Origin of the sequence: Kitasatospora sp. YST-16, assembly GCF_026802215.1 — a bacterium.
Taxonomy (GTDB): domain Bacteria; phylum Actinomycetota; class Actinomycetes; order Streptomycetales; family Streptomycetaceae; genus Kitasatospora; species Kitasatospora cineracea.
Map to the genome: position 1 here is coordinate 5,279,759 of NZ_CP113837.1, position 21,973 is coordinate 5,301,731.

The 21,973-nt window shown below is 72.9% G+C and carries 21 protein-coding genes; 13 read left to right on the forward strand and 8 right to left on the reverse strand.

The genetic code is table 11. From position 1 onward, the window contains the following. Window positions 1-16: 16 nt before the first annotated feature. The 9 genes from uvrC (at window position 17) to OU787_RS23980 (ending at window position 9,177) form a co-directional block, all read left to right on the forward strand. Window positions 17-2,023 carry an excinuclease ABC subunit UvrC gene (uvrC, locus tag OU787_RS23940; protein WP_030459658.1) on the forward strand — a complete coding sequence of 669 codons (2,007 nt, stop codon included), beginning with the start codon at window positions 17-19 and terminating at the stop codon, window positions 2,021-2,023. 2 nt (window positions 2,024-2,025) lie between these two features. Further along, complete coding sequence (gene rapZ / locus OU787_RS23945) at window positions 2,026-2,904, forward strand: RNase adapter RapZ (protein ID WP_030459657.1); 879 nt, start codon at window positions 2,026-2,028, stop codon at window positions 2,902-2,904. A gap of 86 nt (window positions 2,905-2,990) precedes the next feature. Then, complete coding sequence (locus OU787_RS23950) at window positions 2,991-4,025, forward strand: gluconeogenesis factor YvcK family protein (protein WP_030459656.1); 1,035 nt, start codon at window positions 2,991-2,993, stop codon at window positions 4,023-4,025. Further along, complete coding sequence (gene whiA, locus OU787_RS23955; RefSeq protein WP_014138611.1) at window positions 4,016-4,996, forward strand: DNA-binding protein WhiA; 981 nt, start codon at window positions 4,016-4,018, stop codon at window positions 4,994-4,996. The genes OU787_RS23950 and whiA overlap by 10 nt, the downstream gene beginning before the upstream one ends. A gap of 237 nt (window positions 4,997-5,233) precedes the next feature. Then, window positions 5,234-6,241, forward strand: a complete 1,008-nt coding sequence (gap, locus tag OU787_RS23960; protein ID WP_014138612.1) for a type I glyceraldehyde-3-phosphate dehydrogenase — start codon at window positions 5,234-5,236, stop codon at window positions 6,239-6,241. A gap of 164 nt (window positions 6,242-6,405) precedes the next feature. Beyond that, the gene (locus OU787_RS23965) at window positions 6,406-7,611 is read left to right on the forward strand and encodes a phosphoglycerate kinase (protein ID WP_030459655.1); all 1,206 of its coding nucleotides are present in this window, start codon (window positions 6,406-6,408) and stop codon (window positions 7,609-7,611) included. An 8-nt stretch (window positions 7,612-7,619) separates the two neighbouring features. Then, on the forward strand, window positions 7,620-8,405 hold the full coding sequence (tpiA, locus tag OU787_RS23970) for a triose-phosphate isomerase (protein ID WP_030459654.1): 786 nt from the start codon (window positions 7,620-7,622) through the stop codon (window positions 8,403-8,405). Between the two features lie 88 nt (window positions 8,406-8,493). After that, window positions 8,494-8,727: a preprotein translocase subunit SecG gene (gene secG, locus OU787_RS23975; protein ID WP_030459653.1), complete on the forward strand. Its 234-nt coding sequence runs from the start codon at window positions 8,494-8,496 to the stop codon at window positions 8,725-8,727. Between the two features lie 162 nt (window positions 8,728-8,889). Then, window positions 8,890-9,177: an RNA polymerase-binding protein RbpA gene (locus OU787_RS23980; protein ID WP_014138616.1), complete on the forward strand. Its 288-nt coding sequence runs from the start codon at window positions 8,890-8,892 to the stop codon at window positions 9,175-9,177. Window positions 9,178-9,202: 25 nt separating this feature from the next. On the opposite strand, the gene OU787_RS23985 is transcribed toward OU787_RS23980, so the two are convergent. From OU787_RS23985 to tkt, 7 genes are all read right to left on the reverse strand, one after another. Further along, window positions 9,203-9,388 (reverse strand): hypothetical protein, encoded by a 186-nt coding sequence (locus tag OU787_RS23985; protein ID WP_268660485.1) that lies wholly within the window; start codon window positions 9,386-9,388, stop codon window positions 9,203-9,205. Next, window positions 9,385-10,653, reverse strand: coding sequence for a hypothetical protein (locus OU787_RS23990; protein ID WP_268660486.1), 1,269 nt, complete (start codon window positions 10,651-10,653; stop codon window positions 9,385-9,387). Before OU787_RS23990 ends, OU787_RS23985 begins: the two co-directional genes overlap by 4 nt. A 70-nt stretch (window positions 10,654-10,723) precedes the next feature. Further along, complete coding sequence (pgl, locus tag OU787_RS23995) at window positions 10,724-11,464, reverse strand: 6-phosphogluconolactonase (RefSeq protein ID WP_268660487.1); 741 nt, start codon at window positions 11,462-11,464, stop codon at window positions 10,724-10,726. Beyond that, entirely contained in the window at window positions 11,461-12,588 is a 1,128-nt protein-coding gene (opcA, locus tag OU787_RS24000) for a glucose-6-phosphate dehydrogenase assembly protein OpcA (RefSeq protein WP_030461465.1), read from the reverse strand. Before opcA ends, pgl begins: the two co-directional genes overlap by 4 nt. After that, entirely contained in the window at window positions 12,585-14,144 is a 1,560-nt protein-coding gene (gene zwf, locus OU787_RS24005; protein WP_051817189.1) for a glucose-6-phosphate dehydrogenase, read from the reverse strand. The genes opcA and zwf overlap by 4 nt, the downstream gene beginning before the upstream one ends. Window positions 14,145-14,215: 71 nt before the next feature. Beyond that, the gene (gene tal / locus OU787_RS24010) at window positions 14,216-15,355 is read right to left on the reverse strand and encodes a transaldolase (RefSeq protein ID WP_268660488.1); all 1,140 of its coding nucleotides are present in this window, start codon (window positions 15,353-15,355) and stop codon (window positions 14,216-14,218) included. 97 nt (window positions 15,356-15,452) lie between these two features. Continuing rightward, window positions 15,453-17,549: a transketolase gene (gene tkt, locus OU787_RS24015; protein ID WP_268660489.1), complete on the reverse strand. Its 2,097-nt coding sequence runs from the start codon at window positions 17,547-17,549 to the stop codon at window positions 15,453-15,455. Window positions 17,550-17,950: 401 nt separating this feature from the next. Between tkt and OU787_RS24020 the strand changes: the two genes are divergently transcribed. Then, on the forward strand, window positions 17,951-18,895 hold the full coding sequence (locus tag OU787_RS24020) for a heme o synthase (protein WP_030461469.1): 945 nt from the start codon (window positions 17,951-17,953) through the stop codon (window positions 18,893-18,895). A 29-nt stretch (window positions 18,896-18,924) separates the two neighbouring features. On the opposite strand, the gene OU787_RS24025 is transcribed toward OU787_RS24020, so the two are convergent. After that, window positions 18,925-19,569 carry a DUF2461 domain-containing protein gene (locus tag OU787_RS24025; protein WP_268660490.1) on the reverse strand — a complete coding sequence of 215 codons (645 nt, stop codon included), beginning with the start codon at window positions 19,567-19,569 and terminating at the stop codon, window positions 18,925-18,927. Window positions 19,570-19,754: 185 nt separating this feature from the next. On the opposite strand from OU787_RS24025, the gene OU787_RS24030 reads away from it, so the two are divergent. The 3 genes from OU787_RS24030 to OU787_RS24040 are packed head-to-tail and all read left to right on the forward strand — an operon-like array spanning window position 19,755 to window position 21,919. Beyond that, complete coding sequence (locus tag OU787_RS24030; RefSeq protein ID WP_051817183.1) at window positions 19,755-20,345, forward strand: hypothetical protein; 591 nt, start codon at window positions 19,755-19,757, stop codon at window positions 20,343-20,345. Further along, window positions 20,342-21,577 carry an FAD-dependent monooxygenase gene (locus OU787_RS24035; protein ID WP_035956065.1) on the forward strand — a complete coding sequence of 412 codons (1,236 nt, stop codon included), beginning with the start codon at window positions 20,342-20,344 and terminating at the stop codon, window positions 21,575-21,577. Before OU787_RS24030 ends, OU787_RS24035 begins: the two co-directional genes overlap by 4 nt. A 9-nt stretch (window positions 21,578-21,586) precedes the next feature. Beyond that, complete coding sequence (locus OU787_RS24040) at window positions 21,587-21,919, forward strand: hypothetical protein (protein ID WP_030461473.1); 333 nt, start codon at window positions 21,587-21,589, stop codon at window positions 21,917-21,919. Window positions 21,920-21,973: the final 54 nt, after the last annotated feature.

The following is a 21,973-nucleotide window of genomic DNA, read 5'->3' on the forward strand; positions in this document are numbered from 1 at the left end:
TCGGTACGGTAGGGGCATGGCTGACCCGTCCACCTACCGCCCCGCACCGGGGGCGATCCCGCTCTCGCCCGGGGTGTACAAGTTCCGCGACGCGCACGGCCGGGTCATCTACGTGGGGAAGGCGAAGAGCCTGCGCCAGCGGCTCTCCTCGTACTTCCAGGACGTGGCGCACCTGCACCCGCGCACCGCGACGATGGTGACCACCGCGGCGTCCGTGGAGTGGACGGTGGTCTCCACCGAGGTCGAGGCGCTGCAGCTGGAGTACTCCTGGATCAAGGAGTTCGACCCGCGGTTCAACGTCAAGTACCGGGACGACAAGAGCTATCCGGAGCTGGCGGTCACCCTCAACGAGGAGTACCCCCGGGTCCAGGTGATGCGCGGGGCGCACAAGAAGGGCGTGCGCTACTTCGGCCCGTACGGGCACGCCTGGGCGATCCGCGAGACGGTCGACCTGATGCTCCGGGTCTTCCCGGTCCGCACCTGCTCCAACGGCGTCTTCAAGCGGGCCCAACAGGTCGGCCGCCCCTGCCTGTTGGGGTACATCGGCAAGTGCGCGGCGCCCTGCGTGGGCCGGGTGTCCGCCGAGGAGCACCGCGAACTCGCCGAGGAGTTCTGCGACTTCATGGCTGGCCGGACGGGCAACTACCTGCGCCGGCTCGAACAGCAGATGCAGCAGGCCGCCGCCGAGATGGAGTACGAGAAGGCCGCCCGGCTGCGCGACGACCTGGGCGCGCTGAAGCGCGCGATGGAGAAGAACGCGGTCGTCCTGGGCGACGGCACCGACGCCGACCTGCTGGCCGTCGCCGAGGACGAACTCGAGGCGGCCGTGCAGATCTTCCACGTCCGCGGCGGCCGGGTCCGCGGCCAGCGCGGCTGGGTCACCGACAAGGTCGAGGATGTGGACACCGCCGGCCTGGTCGAGCACGCCCTCCAGCAGCTCTACGGCGAGGGCAGCGAGCAGGTCCCGCGCGAGGTGCTGGTGCCCGCACTGCCCGGGGAGGCCGTGCACGAGTGGCTGTCCGCCCTGCGCGGCGCCCAGGTCGACCTGCGCGTGCCCCAGCGCGGCGACAAGAAGGACCTGATGGAGACGGTCCAGCGCAACGCCCAGCAGGCGCTGGCCCTGCACAAGACCAAGCGCGCCTCCGACCTCACCACCCGCAGCCGGGCCCTCCAGGAGATCGCCGACGCCCTGGAGCTGGACTCGGTGCCGCTGCGCATCGAGTGCTTCGACATCTCGCACCTCCAGGGCGAGGACGTGGTGGCCTCCATGGTGGTGTTCGAGGACGGCCTGGCCCGCAAGAGCGAGTACCGGCGCTTCCAGATCAGGACCTTCGAGGGCCAGGACGACGTCCGCTCGATGCACGAGGTGATCACCCGCCGGTTCCGCCGCTACCTCCAGGAGCGCGAGCAGACCGGCGAGTGGGCGGTGCCGGAGCAGGAGCCCGCCGAGGGCGAGGAGGCGCTGACCGACGAGAACGGCCGCCCCAAGCGCTTCGCCTACCCGCCGCAGCTGCTGGTGGTCGACGGCGGGCAGCCGCAGGTCGCCGCCGCCGTCCGGGCGCTGGACGGGCTGGGCATCGACGACGTCGCGGTGTGCGGGCTGGCCAAGCGGCTGGAGGAGGTCTGGCTGCCCGGCCAGGACGACCCGGTGGTGCTGCCGCGCTCCAGCGAGGGCCTCTACCTGCTGCAGCGGGTGCGCGACGAGGCGCACCGCTTCGCCATCACCTACCAGCGGGCCAAGCGCGCCAAGCGGCTCACGGCGGGGGAGCTGGACTCCGTCCCCGGGCTGGGCGAGACTCGCCGCCGGGCCCTGCTCAAGCACTTCGGTTCGCTGAAGAAACTGCGCGCGGCGACCGTCGACGAACTGTGCGAAGTGCCCGGGGTCGGGCGCCGCACCGCCGAGACTGTTGCCGCAGCCTTGGCCTCCCGTACACCTGCCGCATTCGCGGTCAACACCGCGACCGGCGAGATCATCGAAGACAGCACGGCCACAGCAGTACCGAGAAGCGGGGAAGAGACGTGACAGTGTCCAACGGGGGGGAGACCACCCCCGAGCTGGTGATCATCTCGGGGATGTCCGGGGCGGGCCGCTCCACCGCCGCCAAGTGCCTGGAGGACCTCGGCTGGTTCGTGGTCGACAACCTGCCTCCCGCGCTGATCCCCACCATGGTCGACCTCGGCGCCCGCTCGCAGGGCGCGGTGCCGCGGATCGGCGTCGTGGTCGACGTCCGCGGCCGCACCTTCTTCGACGACCTGCTGACCTCGCTGGAGGAGCTGGAGAAGCGCGGCGTCCGGCTGCGCGTCGTCTTCCTCGACTCCTCCGACGACGCCCTGGTCCGCCGCTTCGAGTCGGTCCGCCGCCCGCACCCGCTGCAGGCCGACGGCCGGATCGTCGACGGCATCGCCCAGGAGCGCGAGCTGCTGCGCGAGCTGCGCGGCGAGGCCGACCTGGTGGTCGACACCTCCAACCTCAACGTGCACCAGCTGCGCGCCAAGATGGACGCCCAGTTCGCCGGCCAGGACGAGCCGGAGCTGCGCGCCACCGTGATGTCCTTCGGCTTCAAGTACGGCCTGCCGGTCGACGCCGACCTGGTCGTGGACTGCCGCTTCCTGCCCAACCCGCACTGGGTGCCCGAGCTGCGGGCCCGTACCGGAACCGACCCGGACGTGGCAGAGTACGTGTTCCAGCAGCCCGGGGCGCAGCAGTTCGTGGACGGCTACACCGAGCTGCTGCGGATCATCACCGAGGGCTACCGCCGCGAGGGGAAGCGCTACATGACGCTTGCCGTAGGCTGCACCGGAGGCAAGCACCGCAGCGTGGCGATGTCCGAGCAGCTGACGAAGCGTCTGATCGCGGACGGCGTCGAAACGGTGCTGGTCCACCGGGACATGGGCCGGGAGTAAGCGGCCGGGAAACCCCCGTACCGCCGCCCCGGCCGAGCACGAGACAGGAACATGGGGTCGGCGTGACGGGATACGTGCCAGCGCGGCTGCAGCTCCGGACCAGACCTGCCGAGCGGGCCGTCCAGTCACCGCGGCCCGGCGTGCCGAAGATCGCCGCGCTGGGCGGCGGCCAGGGCCTGTCCGCCTCGCTGTCCGCGCTGCGCCGGCTGACCACCGAGCTGACCGCCGTGGTCACCGTCGCCGACGACGGCGGCTCCAGCGGCCGGCTGCGCGCCGAGCTCGGCGTGCTGCCGCCCGGCGACCTGCGCAAGGCGCTGGCCGCGCTGTGCGGCGACGACGAGTGGGGCCGCACCTGGTCCGAGGTGATCCAGCAGCGCTTCGCCGGCACCGGCGAGCTCGGCGGCCACGCGGTCGGCAACCTGCTGATCGTCGCGCTGTGGGAGAAGCTCGGCGACCCGGTGGAGGCGCTGAACTGGGTCGGCCGGCTGCTGAACGTGCAGGGCCGGGTGCTGCCGATGTCCGCCGTCCCGCTCGACATCGAGGCCCTGGTGCGCGGCCACGACCCGCTGCGCCCCGCCGAGGTGACCGCGGTGCGCGGCCAGGCGTCGGTGGCCGTCACGCCCGGCACCGTGCAGTCGATCCGGCTGCTCCCGGACGAGCCGCCCGCCGTCCCGGAGGCCGTGCAGGCCGTCCTGGAGGCGGACTGGGTGGTGCTCGGCCCCGGCTCCTGGTTCACCAGCGTGCTGCCGCACCTGCTGGTCCCCGAGCTCGCCAAGGCGCTCACCGAGACCCGGGCCCGCCGCCTGCTGACCCTCAACCTGGCCCCGCAGCCCGGCGAGACCGAGGGCTTCACCCCGCAGCGCCACCTGGAGGTGATCGCCGACCACGCCCCCGGCCTGGCGGTCGATGCGATCCTGGTGGACGAGCGCGCGGTCAGCGGCGGCGCCTTCGGCCTGGCCGACCTGGCCGGCCTGGAACAGGCCGCCGAGCGGATGGGCGCCGCACTGGTGCTCGACTCGGTGGCCCGCGACGACGGGACGCCGCGACACGACGCGGAGCTCTTGGCCGCGGCGTACGACCGGATTTTCCGGACTCATGGAAGGATCGGCCCATGGCGATGACGGCAGCGGTGAAAGACGAGATCTCCCGGCTTCCCGTCACCCGTGCCTGCTGCCGCAAGGCGGAGGTCTCGGCGATCCTGCGTTTTGCGGGCGGACTGCACATTGTGAGCGGCCGCATCGTGATCGAGGCGGAGCTGGACACCGGCATTGCGGCCCGGCGGCTGCGCAAGGACCTCCTGGAGATCTTCGGACACTCCTCGGATCTGGTGGTGATGGCCCCCGGCGGGCTGCGACGCGGCAGCCGGTACGTGGTGCGGGTGGTGAAGGACGGCGAGCTGCTGGCCCGGCAGACCGGGCTGGTGGACGGACGCGGACGGCCGATCCGGGGCCTGCCCCCGGCGGTGGTCTCCGGCGCGACCTGCGACGCGGAGGCGGCCTGGCGCGGCGCGTTCCTCGCCCACGGCTCGCTGACCGAGCCCGGGCGCTCCTCCTCCCTGGAGATCACCTGCCCCGGCTCCGAGGCGGCGCTCGCCCTGGTCGGCGCGGCCCGCCGGCTCGGCATCCCGGCCAAGGCCCGCGAGGTGCGCGGCGTCGACCGGGTGGTGATCCGCGACGGCGACGCGATCGGCGCGCTGCTCACCCGCCTCGGCGCGCACGAGTCGGTGCTGGCCTGGGAGGAGCGCCGGATGCGCCGCGAGGTGCGGGCCACCGCCAACCGGCTGGCCAACTTCGACGACGCCAACCTGCGCCGCTCGGCCCGCGCCGCGGTCGCCGCCGGCGCCCGGGTGCAGCGCGCCCTGGAGATCCTCGGCGAGGAGGTGCCCGAGCACCTGGCCGCGGCCGGCGCGCTGCGCATGCAGCACAAGCAGGCCTCGCTGGAGGAGCTCGGCGCGCTCGCCGACCCGCCGCTGACCAAGGACGCGGTGGCCGGGCGGATCCGCCGGCTGCTGGCGATGGCCGACAAGCGGGCCGCCGAGCTCGGCCTGCCGAACACCGAGGCCAACCTGACCGAGGAGATGGCCCTGAACTGACGGGACTGACGGGAAGTCAACCGTCCGACCGCGCACCGAGGGGCGCGCGGAGCAGGCCGCGGCAGCCGCCGCACCCGCTCCGCGCGCCCCTTCCGCGCACCCGGGCCGCCCCGTCCCAACCGGTGAGGCGATGTGCCTTGCAACACTTGGGGGAGGTAGGGTCAGCAGTGGTCGGGGACAACCCAAATTTCACCCCCGTCGGGCTCCGGCCCGGCGTACCTAAGAGGAGATCGGTTCGTGACGATCCGGGTAGGCATCAACGGGTTCGGCCGCATCGGCCGCAACTTCTTCCGTGCGGTCAAGTCCCAGGGCGCTGACATCGAGATCGTCGGTGTCAACGACCTGACCGACACCAAGACGCTGGCTCACCTGCTCAAGTACGACACCACTCTCGGTACCTTCCCCGGCGAGGTCTCGCACACCGAGGACAGCATCACCGTCGACGGTCACACCTTCAAGGTCACCGCCGAGCGCGACCCCGCCAACCTTCCCTGGGCCGCCCTGGGCGCCGACATCGTCGTCGAGTCCACCGGCATCTTCACCAAGGCCGATGCTGCGAAGAAGCACATCACCGCCGGTGCCAAGAAGGTCATCATCTCGGCGCCTGCCAGCGACGAGGACATCACCATCGTCCTGGGCGTCAACGAGGACAAGTACGACGCGGCGGCGCACGACATCATCTCGAACGCCTCCTGCACCACCAACTGCGTGGCGCCGATGGCGAAGGTCCTGCACGAGAACTTCGGCATCGTCAAGGGCCTGATGACCACCGTGCACGCCTTCACCAACGACCAGGTCACCCTGGACTTCCCGCACAAGGACCTGCGTCGCGCCCGCGCCGCCTCGCAGAACATCATCCCGACCTCGACCGGTGCCGCCAAGGCCACCGCCCTGGTCCTGCCGGAGCTCAAGGGCAAGCTGGACGGCACCTCGCTGCGCGTCCCCGTCCCGACCGGCTCCATCACCGACCTGGTGGTCACCCTCGAGCGCGAGGTCACCAAGGACGAGGTCAACGCCGCCTTCCAGAAGGCCGCGCAGGAGGGCCCGCTCAAGGGCTACCTGGCGTACACCGAGGACCCGATCGTCTCCTCGGACATCGTGAACGACCCGCACTCCTGCATCTTCGACTCGCAGCTGACCATGGTGCAGGGCAACCAGGTCAAGGTGCTCGGCTGGTACGACAACGAGTTCGGCTACTCGAACCGCCTGGTCAACCTGGTCTCGCTCGTCGGCGACCAGCTCTGATCCCAGCGGTAGCTGACGTGACGTGAGGGGCAGGGCCCGGACGGCTGTCACCGCCGACCGGGCCCTGCCGCTGCGCCCGCCCCCGTCCGTCCTACCCCTCGATACCGGTGGCCCGCCGTCGTGTCGCCGTCTGCGCACCGTTCCACCCCCTGAGGAGCAAGACCGTGAAGACGATCGAAGACCTGGAGGTCTCCGGCAAGCGGGTGTTCGTCCGCGCCGACCTCAACGTGCCGCTGTCCGGTGACACCATCACCGACGACGGCCGGATCCGCGCCGTCGCGCCGACCATCGCCAAGCTCGTCGAGCGCGGCGCCCGCGTCGTCGTCGCCTCCCACCTGGGCCGTCCCAAGGGCGAGCCGGACCCGAAGTTCTCCCTCGCGCCGGTGGCCGTCCGCCTCGGCGAGATCCTCGGCCGGCCGGTGGCGTTCGCCACCGACACCGTCGGGGACAGCGCGAAGGCCACCGTCGCCGCCCTCGGCGACGGCGAGGTCACGCTGCTGGAGAACCTGCGCTTCAACGCCGGCGAGACGTCCAAGGACGACGCCGAGCGCGGCGCGTTCGCCGACGCCCTGGCCACCCTGGCGGACGTGTACGTCGGCGACGGCTTCGGCGCGGTGCACCGCAAGCACGCCTCCGTCTACGACCTCCCGGCCCGGCTGCCGCACGCGGTCGGCGACCTGATCGCCACCGAGGTGGGCGTCCTCAAGCGCCTCACCGAGGACGTGGCCCGCCCGTACGTGGTGGTGCTCGGCGGCTCCAAGGTCTCCGACAAGGTCGGCGTGATCGAGAACCTGCTCGGCAAGGCCGACCGGATCCTGATCGGCGGCGGCATGATGTACACCTTCATCGCGGCCCAGGGCCACGGCGTCGGCGCCTCGCTGCTCCAGGAGGACCAGATCCCGGTCGTCCAGGACTACCTGAAGCGCGGCGCCGAGCAGGGCGTGGAGTTCGTGATCCCGGTCGACACCGCGGTCTCGGGCAGCTTCCCGGACGTCAAGGGCGGCGCCCCGGTCGAGGACTACGCGGTCGTCGACGTGGACGCGATCCCGGACGGCGCGCTCGGCCTGGACATCGGCCCGAAGACCGCGCAGCTGTTCGCGGAGAAGATCGCCGACGCGAAGACCGTGTTCTGGAACGGCCCGATGGGCGTCTTCGAGCACCCGGCGTTCGCCGACGGCACCCGCGCGGTCGCCCAGGCGCTGCTCGACTCGGACGCGTTCACCGTGGTCGGCGGCGGCGACTCGGCGGCGGCGGTGCGCACCCTGGGCTTCGACGAGACGGAGTTCGGACACATCTCGACCGGCGGTGGCGCGAGCCTCGAGTACCTGGAGGGCAAGACCCTCCCCGGTCTCGCCGCCCTGGAGGACTGAGAAGGATCATGACTGAGCGTCTCCCGCTGATGGCGGGCAACTGGAAGATGAACCTCGACCACCTCGAGGCCATCCAGCACACCCAGAAGCTGGCGTTCTCGCTGGCCGACAAGGACTACGCGGCCGTCGAGGTCGCCGTCCTGGTCCCGTTCACCGACCTGCGCTCCGTGCAGACCCTGGTCGACGGCGACAAGCTGAAGCTCAAGTACGGCTCGCAGGACATCTCGCAGCACGACGGCGGGGCCTACACCGGCGAGGTGTCCGGCCCGATGCTGGCGAAGCTGAAGGTCGCCTACGCGGTGATCGGCCACTCCGAGCGCCGCCAGTACCACGGCGAGAACGAGGAGATCGTCAACGCCAAGGTGAAGGCCGCCTACCGCAACGGGATCACCCCGATCCTGTGCATCGGCGAGCCGCTGGAGATCCGCAAGGCCGGCACCCACGTCGCGTACACCCTGGCCCAGCTCGACGGCGCCCTCGACGGCGTCCCGGCCTCGGACGCCGAGAGCATCGTCGTCGCGTACGAGCCGGTCTGGGCGATCGGCACCGGCGAGGTGGCCACCCCCGAGGACGCGCAGGAGGTCTGCGGCGCGATCCGGGCCCGGCTCGCCGAGCTGTACGGGGCCGAGCTGGCCGACAAGGTCCGTGTCCTGTACGGCGGTTCGGTGAAGTCCTCGTCGGCGGCCGGCCTGATGGCCAAGCCCGACGTCGACGGCGGCCTGATCGGCGGAGCCTCCCTGGACGCCGACGAGTTCGTCAAGATCGTGCGCTACCGTGAGCAGGCAGTAGGCTAACGCCGCCGCAGCAACGTAGGCTTTGGGGCCGGACCGCGTGGAGCGGGCCCGGCCCCTTCGCCGAAGATTCGAGAGAGTTGGTCCCGTCGTGGTTCTCGGGTTCGAGATTGCTCTGATCATCCTGAGCGTGCTGATGATCCTGATGGTGCTGCTTCACAAGGGCAAGGGCGGCGGCCTGTCCGACATGTTCGGCGGTGGCGCGGCCTCGACCGGTGGCGGCTCCGCGGTGGCCGAGCGCAACCTCGACCGCATCACCGTGATCCTCGGGATCGCGTGGTTCGCCTGCATCGTGGTGCTCGGGTTGCTGCTCAAGAACAACTGACAGGAAGTCGCCGGGCGATGGTGGCGCCGGCTTAACTCGCGCTTACACTAGGACGACTTCGCCACCGTCCGCCCAGCCGCGGCCGGACGGCACCAGCACGCAGGGAGTCAGACCGTGGCAAGTGGCAACGCGATCCGAGGCAGCCGAGTCGGCGCCGGCCCGATGGGCGAGGCGGAGCGCGGTGAATCCGCCCCGCGCAACCGCATCTCCTTCTGGTGCGCCAACAAGCACGAGACGCGCCCCAGTTTCGCCGCCGAGGCGGCCATCCCGGACACCTGGGACTGCCCGCGCTGCGGCTTCCCGGCCGGCCAGGACGAGCACAACCCGCCCGCCCCGGCCCGCAACGAGCCCTACAAGACCCACCTCGCCTACGTCCGCGAGCGCCGCACCGACGCCGACGGCGAGGCGATCCTCGCCGAGGCGCTGGCCAAGCTGCGCGGCGAGATCTGAGCGCGGCAGCACCACACGAAGGGCGTCACCGGCCACCGGTGGCGCCCTTCGCCGTGATGACGGCGAGGCGACTTCGCGCGTACCGGAGGTCGTACGAGGCGGCGTGGTCCCGGAGTTCCTCGACCACCCCGGTCAGGGCCGCCGCCTCGGCGGCCTCGTCGTGCCGCGCCCTGTGGACGGTGGCCAGCGAGAGCAGGTACTGGCCGGTCACCTCCGGCTCCTCCAACCGGGACACGGGCTCCTCCAGCGTGTGCAGGGCGGCGAGCACTGCGGGCAGTTCGGTGACGGCGGCCGACCTGGGCGCGGCGGCGACGGCCAGGAAGACGGTGAACAGCGCACGGGCCCGTTCGACCAGCAGCCGGGCGTCGCGCCGGTAGCCGGGACGCAGCTCCGGCAGCGCCGGCCGAGCAGCCGCTTCCGGGCGGCCCGGACACCCCGCCCGCGGAGGTTCGCCGCGTACAGCCGCACCAGGTCGTGGAAGCGGTACCGGCCGCCGTCTGCCTCCTCCAGCAGGTGGGCCCGGGTGAGGGCGCGCAGCAGCTCCAGGGTGTCGGCCTCGGGGCGGCCGGCGAGGGCTGCGGCGGCCCCGGGCGACAGATCGGGCCCCGGGTGCAGGGACAGCAGCGCGAACAGCCGGGCCTCGGCGCGGGAAAGCCGGCGGTACGAGAGGTCGAAGGCGGTGTGGACGGCCAGGTCGGGGCCGAGGTCGAGGGCGGCGAGGCGGGCGCGCGTGTCGGCGAGGGCGGTGGCCAGTTCGGCGGGGGAGCGGTCGGTGAGCAGCGCCCCGGCGATCCGCAGGGCCAGCGGCAGGTGGCCGCAGAGCTCGGCCAGCTCGGGCAGCAACGGGTCGTCGACACCGGTGAGTTCGGTGAGCAGGGCGAGGGAGTCGGCCGGGTCGAGGACGTCGATCCGGAAGTGGCGCGGGGCCAGGGTGCGGTCGGCGAGCCGGTGGCGGCTGGTGACCAGGGTGCGGTGGCGCGGGTCGCCGGGCAGCAGCGGGGAGACCTGGGCGGGGGAGGAGGCGTTGTCGGCGATCAGCAGCAGCGGCCCGTCGAGGGCGGCGAGCCGGCTGCGGTAGAGGTGCTGTTTGGCGGCCGGATCGGGCGGGAGGTCCGCGCCGAGGGCGTGCAGCAGGGTGTCGAGGGCCTGTTCGGGGGTGACGGGGTGCTCGTCGTAGCCGTGCAGGTCGATGAAGAGGACCCCGCCGGGGAAGCGCGGCAGGGCCCGGTGGGCGGTCTCCACGGCGAGGGCGGTCTTGCCGATCCCGCCGAGGCCGGCGAGCGCGGAGACCAGCAGCGGGCCGTGCCCGGTGGCGAGTGCGTCGATCAGCTCGGTGAGCAGCTGCTCGCGGCCGACGAACAGGGTGCGCGGCGGGAGCCCGGACGGGCGGACCGGGGCCGGGCCGAGGACCACGGTGCCGGCCTGGACGACGGTGCCCTTGAAGCTGCCGCCGGTGATGCTGTTCTCCGTCTCCACAGCAGAGTTGTAGCAGGACGCACGAGGCCCGGTCCGGGGAACCGGACCGGGCCTCGTGCGACGTGCGGACTCAGGCGGGCTTGCCCGCCGCCGCCTCGTCCAGCAGCCACAAGGTCTGCTCGGTGCCGGTGACCGCGCCGGCCGGGGCCGTGGCGGCTCCCGGGGCGGTGCGGGCCAGGGCGACCGCGTCGGCCTTGTCGGGGCCGGCGGCCAGCAGCCACACCTGGCGGGCGTGGTGCAGGGCGGGGAGGGTGAGGGAGAGGCGGGTGGGCGGGGGCTTGGGGGAGTCGTGGACGGCGATGACGGTGCCGTCCGCCTGCTCGACCCCGGGGTGGCCGGGGAAGAGCGAGGCGACGTGGGCGTCGGGGCCGACGCCGAGCAGCAGGACGTCGAAGAGCGGCAGCCGTTCGCCGGGGGCGGCGGCCGCGGCCAGCTCGGCGGCGTACTGTTCGGCGGCGTCCTCGGCGGGGGTGCTGCCGTCGGCGGGGGGCATCTCGTGCACCCGGGCGCCGAGCGGCCGGACGGCGTCCAGGAACGCGGCGGCCTGCACCGCGTTGCGCTCCGGGTCGCCGGCCGGCAGGTAGCGCTCGTCGCCCCACCACAGGTCGACGTGCGCCCAGTCCACCGCGTCGCGCGCCGGGTGGGCGGCGAGCGCGGCGAGCAGGGCGTTGCCGTTGCGGCCGCCGGTGAGCACCAGGTGGGCGGTGCCGCGGGCGGCCTGGGCGTCGGCCAGGGCGGTGAGCAGCCGGGCGGCGGCCGCCTGGGCGAGCAGCGCGGCGTCCCGGTGGACCAGGACCCGGTCGGTGCTCACTGGCCGCTCCGCTTGCGCGGGGCGGCCTTCTTGGCGGTGGCCTTCTTCGCCGCCGGGGCGGCCTTCTCCGGCAGCTTGGCGGTGACCCGGGCCGGGGCGGCGACGGCGGCCTCGACGACCTTGGCGTCCGGCTCCGCCGCCGCGGGGGCCTCGGCCTCCACGGTGCCGCCGGGTCCCGCGTGCTCGACGCCGGCGATCCGCTCGCGCAGCCGGTCGACCGGGGTGCGGACGGCGGCGGCGTAGATGTCGTCGGGGTCGAGGCGGCGCAGCTCCTCGGCGATCAGCTCGGCGGTGTCGCGGCGCTTGAGCGCGACCATCCGGTCGGGCGCGCCGGGCATGCAGAGCGTGCCGAGCAGGCCGTCGGGGCGGTCGAGGGTGATGTCGCCCTCCTTGGTGCGCAGCCGGACGGCGGTGATGCCGGGGCCGCCGGTGACGACCCGCTCGACCTGGACGCGCAGGCGGTTGTGCAGCCACAGGCCGAGCAGTTCGACGCTGGGGTTGTACGACTCGCCCTCGACCACCGCGCCGGTGATCTCGACGTCGCGCTGGTCCAGGGCGGCGGCCAGCATGGAGCGCCAGCCGGTGATCCTGGTCCAGGCGAGGTCGGTGTCGCCGGGGGTGTAGCCGGCCGCCCGCTGGGCGAGCTGGCCGACCGGGGACTCGGCGGTCACCGCGTCGGTGATCCGGCGCTGGGCGAGCGCGCCGAGCGGGTCCTGCGCCGGGTTGAGCGGCGCGTTGTCCGGCCACCAGACCACCACGGGGGCGTCCGGCAGCAGCAGCGGGAGGACCACCGACTGGGCGTGCGCGGCGAGTTCGCCGTGCATCCGCAGGACGACGGTCTCGCCGCTGCCCGCGTCGGTGCCGACCAGGATCTCCGCGTCCAGCCGGGTCTCGGCCCGGGCGCGGGGCGAGCGGCCGGCCCGCTTGATGACGGCGAGCGTCCGCGAGGGGTGCTCGCGGGAGGCGTCGTTGGCGGCCTTGAGGGCGTCGTACGCGCTGCCCTCGTCGGTCACGATGACCAGGGTCAGCACCATGCCGGCGGCGGTCGAGCCGCTGGCCCGGCGGGCGTCCATCAGGGCAGCGTTGATCTTGCTGGACGTGGTGTCCGTCAGGTCGATCTTCATGGCCGGCGCCAGCTCCTGCCGTCTCGTGCGAGCATCTCGTCCGCCTCGACCGGGCCCCAGGTGCCGGCCGGGTACTGCGCGGGCTTGCCGTTGGCGTCCCAGTACTGCTCGATCGGGTCGAGGATCTGCCAGGACAGCTCGACCTCCTGGTGCCGCGGGAAGAGGTTCGCGTCGCCGAGCAGGACGTCCAGGATGAGGCGCTCGTACGCCTCGGGGCTGGACTCGGTGAAGGACTCGCCGTAGGCGAAGTCCATCGTGACGTCGCGGACCTCCAGCGCGGTGCCGGGGACCTTCGAGCCGAACCGCACGGTGACGCCCTCGTCCGGCTGGACGCGGATCACCAGGGCGTTCTGGCCGAGCTCCTCGGTTGCGTAGGAGTCGAACGGCAGGTACGGGGCGCGCTGGAAGACCACCGCGATCTCGGTGACCCGGCGGCCCAGCCGCTTGCCGGTGCGCAGGTAGAACGGGACGCCCGCCCAGCGCCGGTTGTTGATCTCCAGCTTGATGGCGGCGTAGGTGTCGGTCTTGGACTCGGGGTTGATGCCGTCCTCGTCCAGGTAGCCGAGCACCTCCTCGCCGCCCTGCCAGCCGGAGCTGTACTGGCCGCGCACGGTGTGCGCGCCCAGGTCGGCGGGCAGCTTGACGGCGCTGAGCACCTTCAGCTTCTCGGCGACCAGCGCCTTCGGGTGGAAGGACGCCGGCTCCTCGATGGCGGTCAGCGCCATCAGCTGGAGCAGGTGGTTCTGGATGACGTCACGGGCGGAGCCGATGCCGTCGTAGTAGCCGGCCCGGCCGCCGATGCCGATGTCCTCGGCCATGGTGATCTGCACGTGGTCGACGTACGACCGGTTCCAGATCGGCTCGAACATCTGGTTGGCGAAGCGCAGCGCCAGGATGTTCTGGACGGTCTCCTTGCCCAGGTAGTGGTCGATCCGGAAGACCTCGTCACGGGGGAAGACCTCGTGGACGATCCGGTTCAACTCCTGGGCGCTGGCCAGGTCGTGGCCGAACGGCTTCTCGATCACCGCCCGGCGCCAGGAGCCCGGCGCCGGGTCGGTCAGTCCGTGCTTCTTGAGCTGCTGGACCACGGTCGGGAAGAACTTCGGCGGCACCGACAGGTAGAACGCGAAGTTGCCGCTGGTGCCCTGCGCCTGGTCGAGGTCCTCGATCGTGCGGCGCAGGGTGTCGAACGCCTCGTCGTCGCCGAAGTCGCCCTGGACGAAGCGCATGCCCTTGGCGAGCTGCTCCCAGACCTCCTCGCGGAAGGGCGTGCGGGCGTGCTCCTTGACGGCGTCGTGCACCTCGTTGGCGAAGTCCTCGTCCTCCCACTCGCGGCGGGCGAAACCGACGAGCGAGAAGCCCGGCGGCAGCAGGCCGCGGTTGGCGAGGTCGTAGACCGCCGGCATCAGCTTCTTGCGCGACAGGTCGCCGGTGACGCCGAAGATCACCAGGCCGGACGGCCCGGCGATCCTCGGCAGCCGCCGGTCGGCGGGGTCGCGCAGCGGGTTGACGGGCCGGTCCGGGGTGTCTCCCGCGGCCGGCTCCGTGCCCTCCACATCCGGGTACGGCTGGGTGTTGCTCACTGTGGTGTGCTCCGCTTTCCGTGCGTCGGTTCCGTGAGCAGGTGTCAGTTCTTGCCGTGCGCTTCGAGCGCCGCGGTGACGGTGTCGAGCAGCTCGGTCCAGGAGGCCTCGAACTTGCTGACGCCCTCGTCCTCCAGGACCTGGACCACGTCGTCGTAGTCCACGCCCGCGGCGGCGACCGCGTCGAGCACGGCCTTGGCGTCGGCGTAGTTCGGGGTGATGGTGTCGCCGGTGACCTGGCCGTGGTCGTCGGTGGCGTCCAGGGTGGCCTCGGGCATGGTGTTGACGGTGCCCGGGGCGACCAGCTCGGTCACGTAGAGGGTGTCCGGCAGGTTCGGGTCCTTGACGCCGGTGGACGCCCACAGCGGGCGCTGCGGCTTGGCTCCGGCCGCCTCCAGGGCCGCCCAGCGCGCGGAGGCCGGCTTGGCGCCGTCCACCGAGCCGTAGACCTCCTCGTACGCCTGGTAGGCGAGGCGGGCGTTGGCGACGGCGGCCTTGGAGCGCAGCTCCTTGGCCTCGGGGGTGCCGACCGCGTCCAGGCGCTTGTCGATCTCGGTGTCCACGCGGGAGACGAAGAACGAGGCGACGGACTCGATCTGCGACAGGTCGAGGCCGGCGGCCTTGGCCTGCTCCAGGCCGGTCAGGTGGGCGTCGATGACGGCCTTGTAGCGCTCCAGCGAGAAGATCAGCGTGACGTTGACGCTGATGCCCTTCGCCAGCACCTGGCTGATCGCGGGCAGGCCGCCCATGGTGGCGGGGATCTTGATCAGCACGTTCGGGCGGTCGACCAGCCACCACAGCTGCTTGGCCTCGGCGACCGTCGCCGCGGTCTCGTGCGCCAGGCGCGGGTCGACCTCGATGGAGACCCGGCCGTCGCGGCCGTTGGAGGCGTCGTAGACGGGGCGCAGCACGTCGGCGGCGTCCCGCACGTCCGAGGTGGTGATCATGCGGATCGCCTCGTCGGTGGTGACCTTGCGGACCGCGAGGTCGGTCAGCTGGCCGTCGTAGGCGGCGCTGCCGCTGCCGATGGCCTTCTGGAAGATGGTCGGGTTGGTGGTGACGCCGACGACGTGCTTCTCCTGCACCAGCTCGGCCAGGTTGCCGGAGTTCAGGCGCTCCCGGCTCAGGTCGTCGAGCCAGATCGCCACGCCTTCTTCGCTGAGGCGGTTCAAAGCGTCGGTCATGGTGCTCAGTCCCTCTTCTTCTTTTCGTACGTCAGGTGGAGTCCGGGGAGGCCGGCCCGGGGTAGTGCGGATACCCCGGACCGGGCGGGTCAGCGCGTCAGCGGGAGACGGCCTCGACCGTGCGCAGCGAGGCGCGGGCGGCGTTGGCGACCGCGTCCGCGGTGAGGCCGAACTCCTGGTACAGCACCTGGTAGTCGGCGGAGGCGCCGAAGTGGTCCAGGCTGATGATCCGGCCGGCGTCGCCGACCAGCTCGCGCCAGCCCTGGGCGATGCCCGCCTCGACCGAGACCCGGGCCCGGACGTTCGGCGGCAGCACGCTGTCGCGGTACGCCTGGTCCTGCTCGTTGAACCACTCGACCGACGGCAGCGAGACCACCCGGGTCGGGACGCCCTCGGCCTGCAGCGCCTCGCGGGCCTGGACGGCCAGCTGCACCTCGGAGCCGGTGCCGATCAGGATGACCTTGGGCTCGCCGCCCTCGGCCTCGGCCAGCACGTAGCCGCCCCTGGCCGCGCCCTCGGCGGAGCCGAACACCTCGCGGTCGAAGGTCGGCACGCCCTGGCGGGTCAGCGCCAGGCCGACCGGGCCGGGGTGGCTGGTCTGCCGCTCCAGCACGGTGCGCCACACCACGGCGGTCTCGTTGGCGTCCGCCGGGCGGACCACGGCGAGGCCGGGGATGGCGCGCAGCGCGGCCAGGTGCTCGACCGGCTGGTGGGTCGGGCCGTCCTCGCCGAGGCCGATCGAGTCGTGCGTCCAGACGTAGGTGACCGGCAGCTTCATCAGCGCGGCGAGCCGGACCGCGGGGCGCATGTAGTCGGAGAACACCAGGAAGGTGCCGCCGTAGATCCGGGTGCGGCCGTGCAGCGCGATGCCGTTCATGATCGAGCCCATGGCGTGCTCGCGGATGCCGAAGTGGATCGTCCGGCCGTACGGCGAGGCGCTCTTGAGCGCGTTGCCCTCCGGGAGGAAGGAGGACTCCTCGTCGATCGTGGTGAGGTTGGACTCGGCGAGGTCCGCGGAACCGCCCCAGAGCTCGGGGACGAGCTTGCCGACGGCCTTCAGGGTGTCGCCGGAGGCCTTGCGGGTGGCGACGGACTTGCCGGCCGGGAAGGACGGGATCGCCTTCTCCCAGCCGTCGGGCAGCTCGCCGATCTGGATCCGGTCGAACTCGGCGGCGCGCTGCGGGTTGGCGGCGCGCCAGTCGGCCAGTTCGGCGTCCCAGGCGGCGCGGGCGGCCTGGCCGCGCTGGACCACGCCGCGGGCGTGCGCGACGACCTCGTCGGAGACCTCGAAGGTCTTCGCCGGGTCGAAGCCGAGGACCTTCTTGGTGGCGGCGATCTCGGCGTCGCCGAGGGCCGATCCGTGCGCCTTGGCGGTGTCCTGGGCGTTCGGCGCGGGCCAGGCGATGATGGTGCGCATCGCGATGATCGACGGCTTGCCGGTCTCGGCCCGGGCGGCCTCCAGCGCGGCGGCCAGCGCGACCACGTCGATGTCGCCGTCGGACTTCGGGGCGACCCGCTGGACGTGCCAGCCGTACGCCTCGTAGCGGGCCAGCACGTCCTCGGAGAAGGCGGTGGCGGTGTCGCCCTCGATCGAGATGTGGTTGTCGTCGTAGAGCGCGACCAGGTTGCCCAGCTTCTGGTGGCCGGCCAGCGAGGACGCCTCGGCGGAGATGCCCTCCTCGAGGTCGCCGTCGGAGACGATCGCCCAGACGGTGTGGTCGAACGGCGAGGTGCCGGGCGCCGCGTCCGGGTCGAACAGGCCGCGCTCGTAGCGGGAGGCCATCGCCATGCCGACCGCGTTGCCGATGCCCTGGCCGAGCGGGCCGGTGGTGGTCTCGACGCCGGCGGTGTGGCCGTGCTCGGGGTGGCCGGGGGTGCGGCTGCCGGCCACCCGGAAGGCCTTCAGGTCGTCCAGCGACAGTCCGTAGCCGGACAGGAACAGCTGGGTGTACAGCGTGAGGGAGGTGTGCCCGGGGGACAGCACGAAGCGGTCCCGGCCGACCCAGGCCGGGTCGGTCGGGTCGTGGCGCAGGAAGCGCTGGAAGATCACGTACGCGGCGGGAGCCAGCGACATGGCGGTTCCGGGGTGCCCGTTCCCCACCTTCTGCACGGCGTCCATGGCCAGGACCCGGGCCGTGTCGACGGCCCGCTGGTCCGCCTCGCTCCACTCAAAGACGTTCGGCGTGGTGCTCACCCTGACTCAGGGCTCCTTCCGGATTCTGTGAAGTGTGACCCCGTGAAGGGGACCGGACGGCCACGCCGCTGTGGCTGGTGCCGATCACGGAGGGTTGATCCCGCTTCTCTGTGCGAGCCTACCGTTTGCGGGGCCCCTCACCCTCTGTGCCGGGCAACGCGGGGTCGCGGCGTCGCATTCCCCTGGCGGGGCGTCAACTGGTCTGTCCTACCTTCACCCGTCCAGGGAGGGTTTGCCCGTCCGAAGGGCAAGACGGGAGCGGGCGCGGCTCGCCGGGGGACCCCGGGGCGGATCGGGAGATATGGAACGTCTATGGTTGCGTGGTACGCGCAGAGCGGACGGCGGGCACCCTGCGGGTCTACCGGGTCGCCTGTGGAAGTTCATCGACTGTTGAGGTGTCCGTGACCGCCGTCGAATCCCGCCCCGCTGGGGTGGTGGTAGGGACGAGGACCGCGCCCCGGCCGTTCGGGGCCCGCGTCGGGGCCTTCGTCGCCCTCACCAAACCCCGGATCATCGAGCTGCTGCTGATCTCGACGGTACCGGTGATGTTCCTGGCCCAGGACGGCGTGCCCAACCTGTGGCGGGTGCTCGCGGTGGTGGTCGGCGGCTACCTGTCGGCGGGCGGCGCGAACGCGCTCAACATGTACATCGACCGCGACATCGACGCGGTGATGTCGCGCACCGAGCGGCGCCCGATCGTCACCGGCATGGTCTCCCCGCGCGAGGCGCTGGTCTTCGGCGTCGTGCTGGCCGTGGTCTCCACGCTCTGGCTGGGCCTGCTGGTCAACTGGCTCTCCTCGGCGCTCGCCCTCGGCGCGCTGCTGTTCTACGTGTTCGTCTACACCCTCGGCCTCAAGCGCCGCACCTCGCAGAACGTGGTCTGGGGCGGCATCGCCGGCTGCATGCCGGTGCTGGTCGGCTGGTCCTCGGTGACGAACTCGGTGTCCTGGGCGGCCGTGGTGCTGTTCCTGGTGGTGTTCTTCTGGACGCCGCCGCACACCTGGGTGCTGATGATGAAGGTCCGCGACGACTACGCCAAGGCCGGCGTGCCGATGCTGCCGGTGATCCGCGGCAACATCGGCGTGGCCCGGCAGGTCGTCGCCTACTCCTGGGTGATGGTGGCGACCTCGCTGCTGCTGTGGCCCGCCGCGCACACCAGCTGGCTGTACCCGGCCACCGCCGCCGTCCTCGGCGCGCTGTGGATGAAGGAGGCGTACGCCCTCCAGTCGCGCGCCAAGGCCGGCATCGTGGGCGCCAAGCTCAAGGAGATGCGGCTGTTCCACTGGTCGATCACCTACCTGACCCTGCTGTTCCTGGTCGTGGCGATCGACCCCTTCGTGGGCTGAACCCCCCCCTTCCCGCAGGACCCTCGGCCTCAGCGCGGCGGAAGCTCGCTGGGGCCGACGTGGTTCTCCAGCCACTCGTGCAGCGGCGCCGCCGCCCGCAGGAACCCGGTGACCCGGTCGTACGCCTTCGCGGTGCCCAGCCAGGCCGCGGGCTCCCACTCCTGCCAGGCGATCAGGCCCTTGTGGCGCAGCAGTTCGATCCGCGGGTGGTCCTTGGGCGTGCCGCGCGGCGCGGTCTTCAGACTGCCCCGGCCGACCACCTGCGGCCCGGCCGCCCGGACGGCCGCCACCACCCGCTCCAGCTCGGCGCCCGGCACGTCCTCGGCCACCGCGGCGCGGTAGCGGGCCAGTTGGTCGCTCGCCAGCTGGTAGTAGCCCAGCCCGCAGGCCAGCCCGTCGGCCGACAGCTGCACGTAGCCGCCGCCCTCCAGGTAGCCGCCGACGTGCGTCTTGTACGGGGACTTGTCGGCCGAGAACCGGACGTCCCGGTTCGGCCGGAAGATCCGCCCCGGCCCGAACTCCGGCTCCAGCCGCGCCAGCAGCGCCTCCATCGGCGCCCGCACCGCCTCGTCGTACACCGCGCGGTGCGCGGTCCAGAAGGTCCTCGAGTTGTCGGCCTCCAGGTGCTCGTAGAACTCCAGCGCCTCGGCCGGCCAGCCACGGAAATCGTTCACCCGGACAGTATTCACGCCCCGTGGCCGACCGCCGAACGGCTTTGCCCGGGCATGAGGTGACGTTTCGTCAGCGGAAACACTTGTCGAGTAGGGTCGGCCACCGCCCGCCCCGCGCGGGGGCGCCGGGACGGACGGGGGATCGTCGGCCCGGCGCGGCCCACACCGTCGACGTCCTCGGGGGACCGATGCCGCTGCACTCCATCGACGTGTCCGCACACGCCTTCACCACCCGGAAACCGGCCGAGACGGCCGTCCGCACGGGCCGTTTCACCGCCCCGCCCACCCGGATGCTGCTCAGCGCCGACGGGCTCACCACCACCCTGCTGGAGGCCTGGACCGGCGGGCCCGCCCGGATCGGCGCGGCCGACCACCGCCGGGTGCCCGCCGCGGCTGCCCCCGCCGGGTCCGCCACCCTGCTCGGCGCCGGGCCGGAGGAGCGGCTGATCGTCCGCCGCTCGGTGCTGAACGGCCGCGACGGCGCCGAACTCTCCCGCAACGTGGTCGTCGCCCGGCCCGCGCTCGACGCCGACGCCGAGCGCTGCCTCACCGACACCGGCGCGCCGATCGGCGCCGCCCTCCAGGCCGCCGGCACCGCCCACCGGCGCACCGTGCTGGACACCGGGGTCCGCGACTGGGACGGCGAACCCGCCGCCTACAAGACCTACCTGCTCTGGCACGGCCGCCGACCGCTGGCCGCCGTCACCGAGACCTTCAACCCCGCCGTGGTGCCCGCCGCGCTCGGGGCCGGACTGCTCGCCGCCGGAGGCAGCCGATGACCGCCCGCACCACCGTCGCCGTGGTCGGCGCCGGACCCGCCGGACTCGTCCTCGCCCACGCGCTGCGCCGGGCCGGCGTCGAGGCCACCGTCCACGAACGGCTCTCCCGCGCCGAACTGGAGCGCACCGCCCGGGCCGGTGTGCTGGAGCACCGGGTGGTCGAGTACCTGCGCTCCCTGGGCCTCGCCGACCGGCTGACCGCCGAGGGCGAGCGGCACGGGGAGTGCGAGATCACCTGCCTCGGCGAGCGGGTGCCGGTCGACTACGGCGCGCTCTCGGGCGGCGTCCGGCACTGGGTCTACCCGCAGCAGCTGCTGGTCCGCGACCTGGTCGCCGCCTACGAGGAGGACGGCGGCACCGTCGCCTTCGAGAGCCCCGTCGAGTCCGTCGCCCTCGACGGGGACGGCCGCCCCGTGCTGCGCACAGCCGGCGGCGAGCTGCGCGCCGACTGGGCGGTCGGCTGCGACGGCGCGCGCAGCACGGTCGCCGCCGCCCTCCCCGGCGGCGCGGACGGCGCCGCCCGGCGCTACCCGTACGACTGGCTGACCGTGCTGGCCCGGATCTCCCGCCCGGTCGAGCGGATCCGCTACGCGGTGCACGCCGACGGGTTCGCCGGGATGATGCCGCGCACCGCCGACGTCGGCCGCTTCTACCTGGAGGTCCCGGCGGGGGAGGAGCTGTCCGGCTGGGACGAGCCGCGGATCCGGGCCGAACTGGAGCGCAGGCTCGCCCTCGACGCCGCGGACCCGGCGCTCGGCGCCCTGCTGGAGACCGGCATGCTGCGGATGCGCGGCCGGGTCGCCCGCCGGATGCGCGCCGGGCGGCTGCTGCTGGCCGGGGACGCCGCGCACACCGTCACCCCGTCCGGGGCCAAGGGCCTCAACTCGGCCGTCGCCGACGTCGCCGACCTGGCCGGGGCGCTGGCCGCCGCCGTCCGGGGCGACCACGGCGCGCTGGACGGCTACCAGCAGCGCCGGCTGGAGGCGGCCTGGCGCACCCAGGAGTTCTCCGACCGGCTGCTCGAACTGCTCCACCTGCCGGCCGGACTGCCGCCCGAGCAGCGGGAGTTCGCGCTGCGGCTGCGGCTGGAGCGGATCCACCGGATCGCCCGGCCCGGCCCGGAGGGCGCCGAGTTCGCCCGGGCCTACGCGGGGGCCGGCGAGCTGCCGGTGGCGGGCGTGTGGCCCCCGGCACAGCGAACTGCCGTCGCCAGCCGGTCTACCGGTCGGTAGCATGCGGGCATGAGCAGCGCAGAGACCGCCACCACCGCCGCGCCGGACGCCCGCGCCGAGCGCCGCGCCAAGCGCATCGCCAAGCACCTGAGCAGCTTCGCCGCGCAGCACGGCGGCAGCGCCGACGCCGTCGTCGAGTACGTCGGGGCCGTCGCCACCCGGATCGTCCTGGTCGGCGCCGACGGCGCCTGGGGCGACCAGGTCGCGCCGAGCTACGCGGTCGGCCGCCGGGCCGCCGAGCTCGCCGGGCTCACCCTGCACGAGGAGTTCGGGGGTGAGCTGGGCCTGAAGGTGAAGACCGGCCCGTACGAGTGGAAGCGGATGGCGGGCATCCAGCTCTGACCGCCGCGCGGACGACGACGGCCCGCCGGGTTCCCCGGCGGGCCGTCGGTGCGT

What these genes read in the sequence shown, in the direction of transcription:
- tpiA (WP_030459654.1), top strand. Translation starts at nt 7,620, where the DNA reads ATGACTGAGCGTCTCCCGCTGATGGCGGGCAACTGGAAGATGAACCTC.
- OU787_RS24040 (WP_030461473.1), top strand. Translation starts at nt 21,587, where the DNA reads ATGAGCAGCGCAGAGACCGCCACCACCGCCGCGCCGGACGCCCGCGCC.
- OU787_RS24035 (WP_035956065.1), top strand. Translation starts at nt 20,342, where the DNA reads ATGACCGCCCGCACCACCGTCGCCGTGGTCGGCGCCGGACCCGCCGGA.
- whiA (WP_014138611.1), top strand. Translation starts at nt 4,016, where the DNA reads ATGGCGATGACGGCAGCGGTGAAAGACGAGATCTCCCGGCTTCCCGTC.
- OU787_RS24030 (WP_051817183.1), top strand. Translation starts at nt 19,755, where the DNA reads ATGCCGCTGCACTCCATCGACGTGTCCGCACACGCCTTCACCACCCGG.
- OU787_RS23980 (WP_014138616.1), top strand. Translation starts at nt 8,890, where the DNA reads ATGGGCGAGGCGGAGCGCGGTGAATCCGCCCCGCGCAACCGCATCTCC.
- opcA (WP_030461465.1), bottom strand. Translation starts at nt 12,588, where the DNA reads ATGAAGATCGACCTGACGGACACCACGTCCAGCAAGATCAACGCTGCC.
- uvrC (WP_030459658.1), top strand. Translation starts at nt 17, where the DNA reads ATGGCTGACCCGTCCACCTACCGCCCCGCACCGGGGGCGATCCCGCTC.
- tal (WP_268660488.1), bottom strand. Translation starts at nt 15,355, where the DNA reads ATGACCGACGCTTTGAACCGCCTCAGCGAAGAAGGCGTGGCGATCTGG.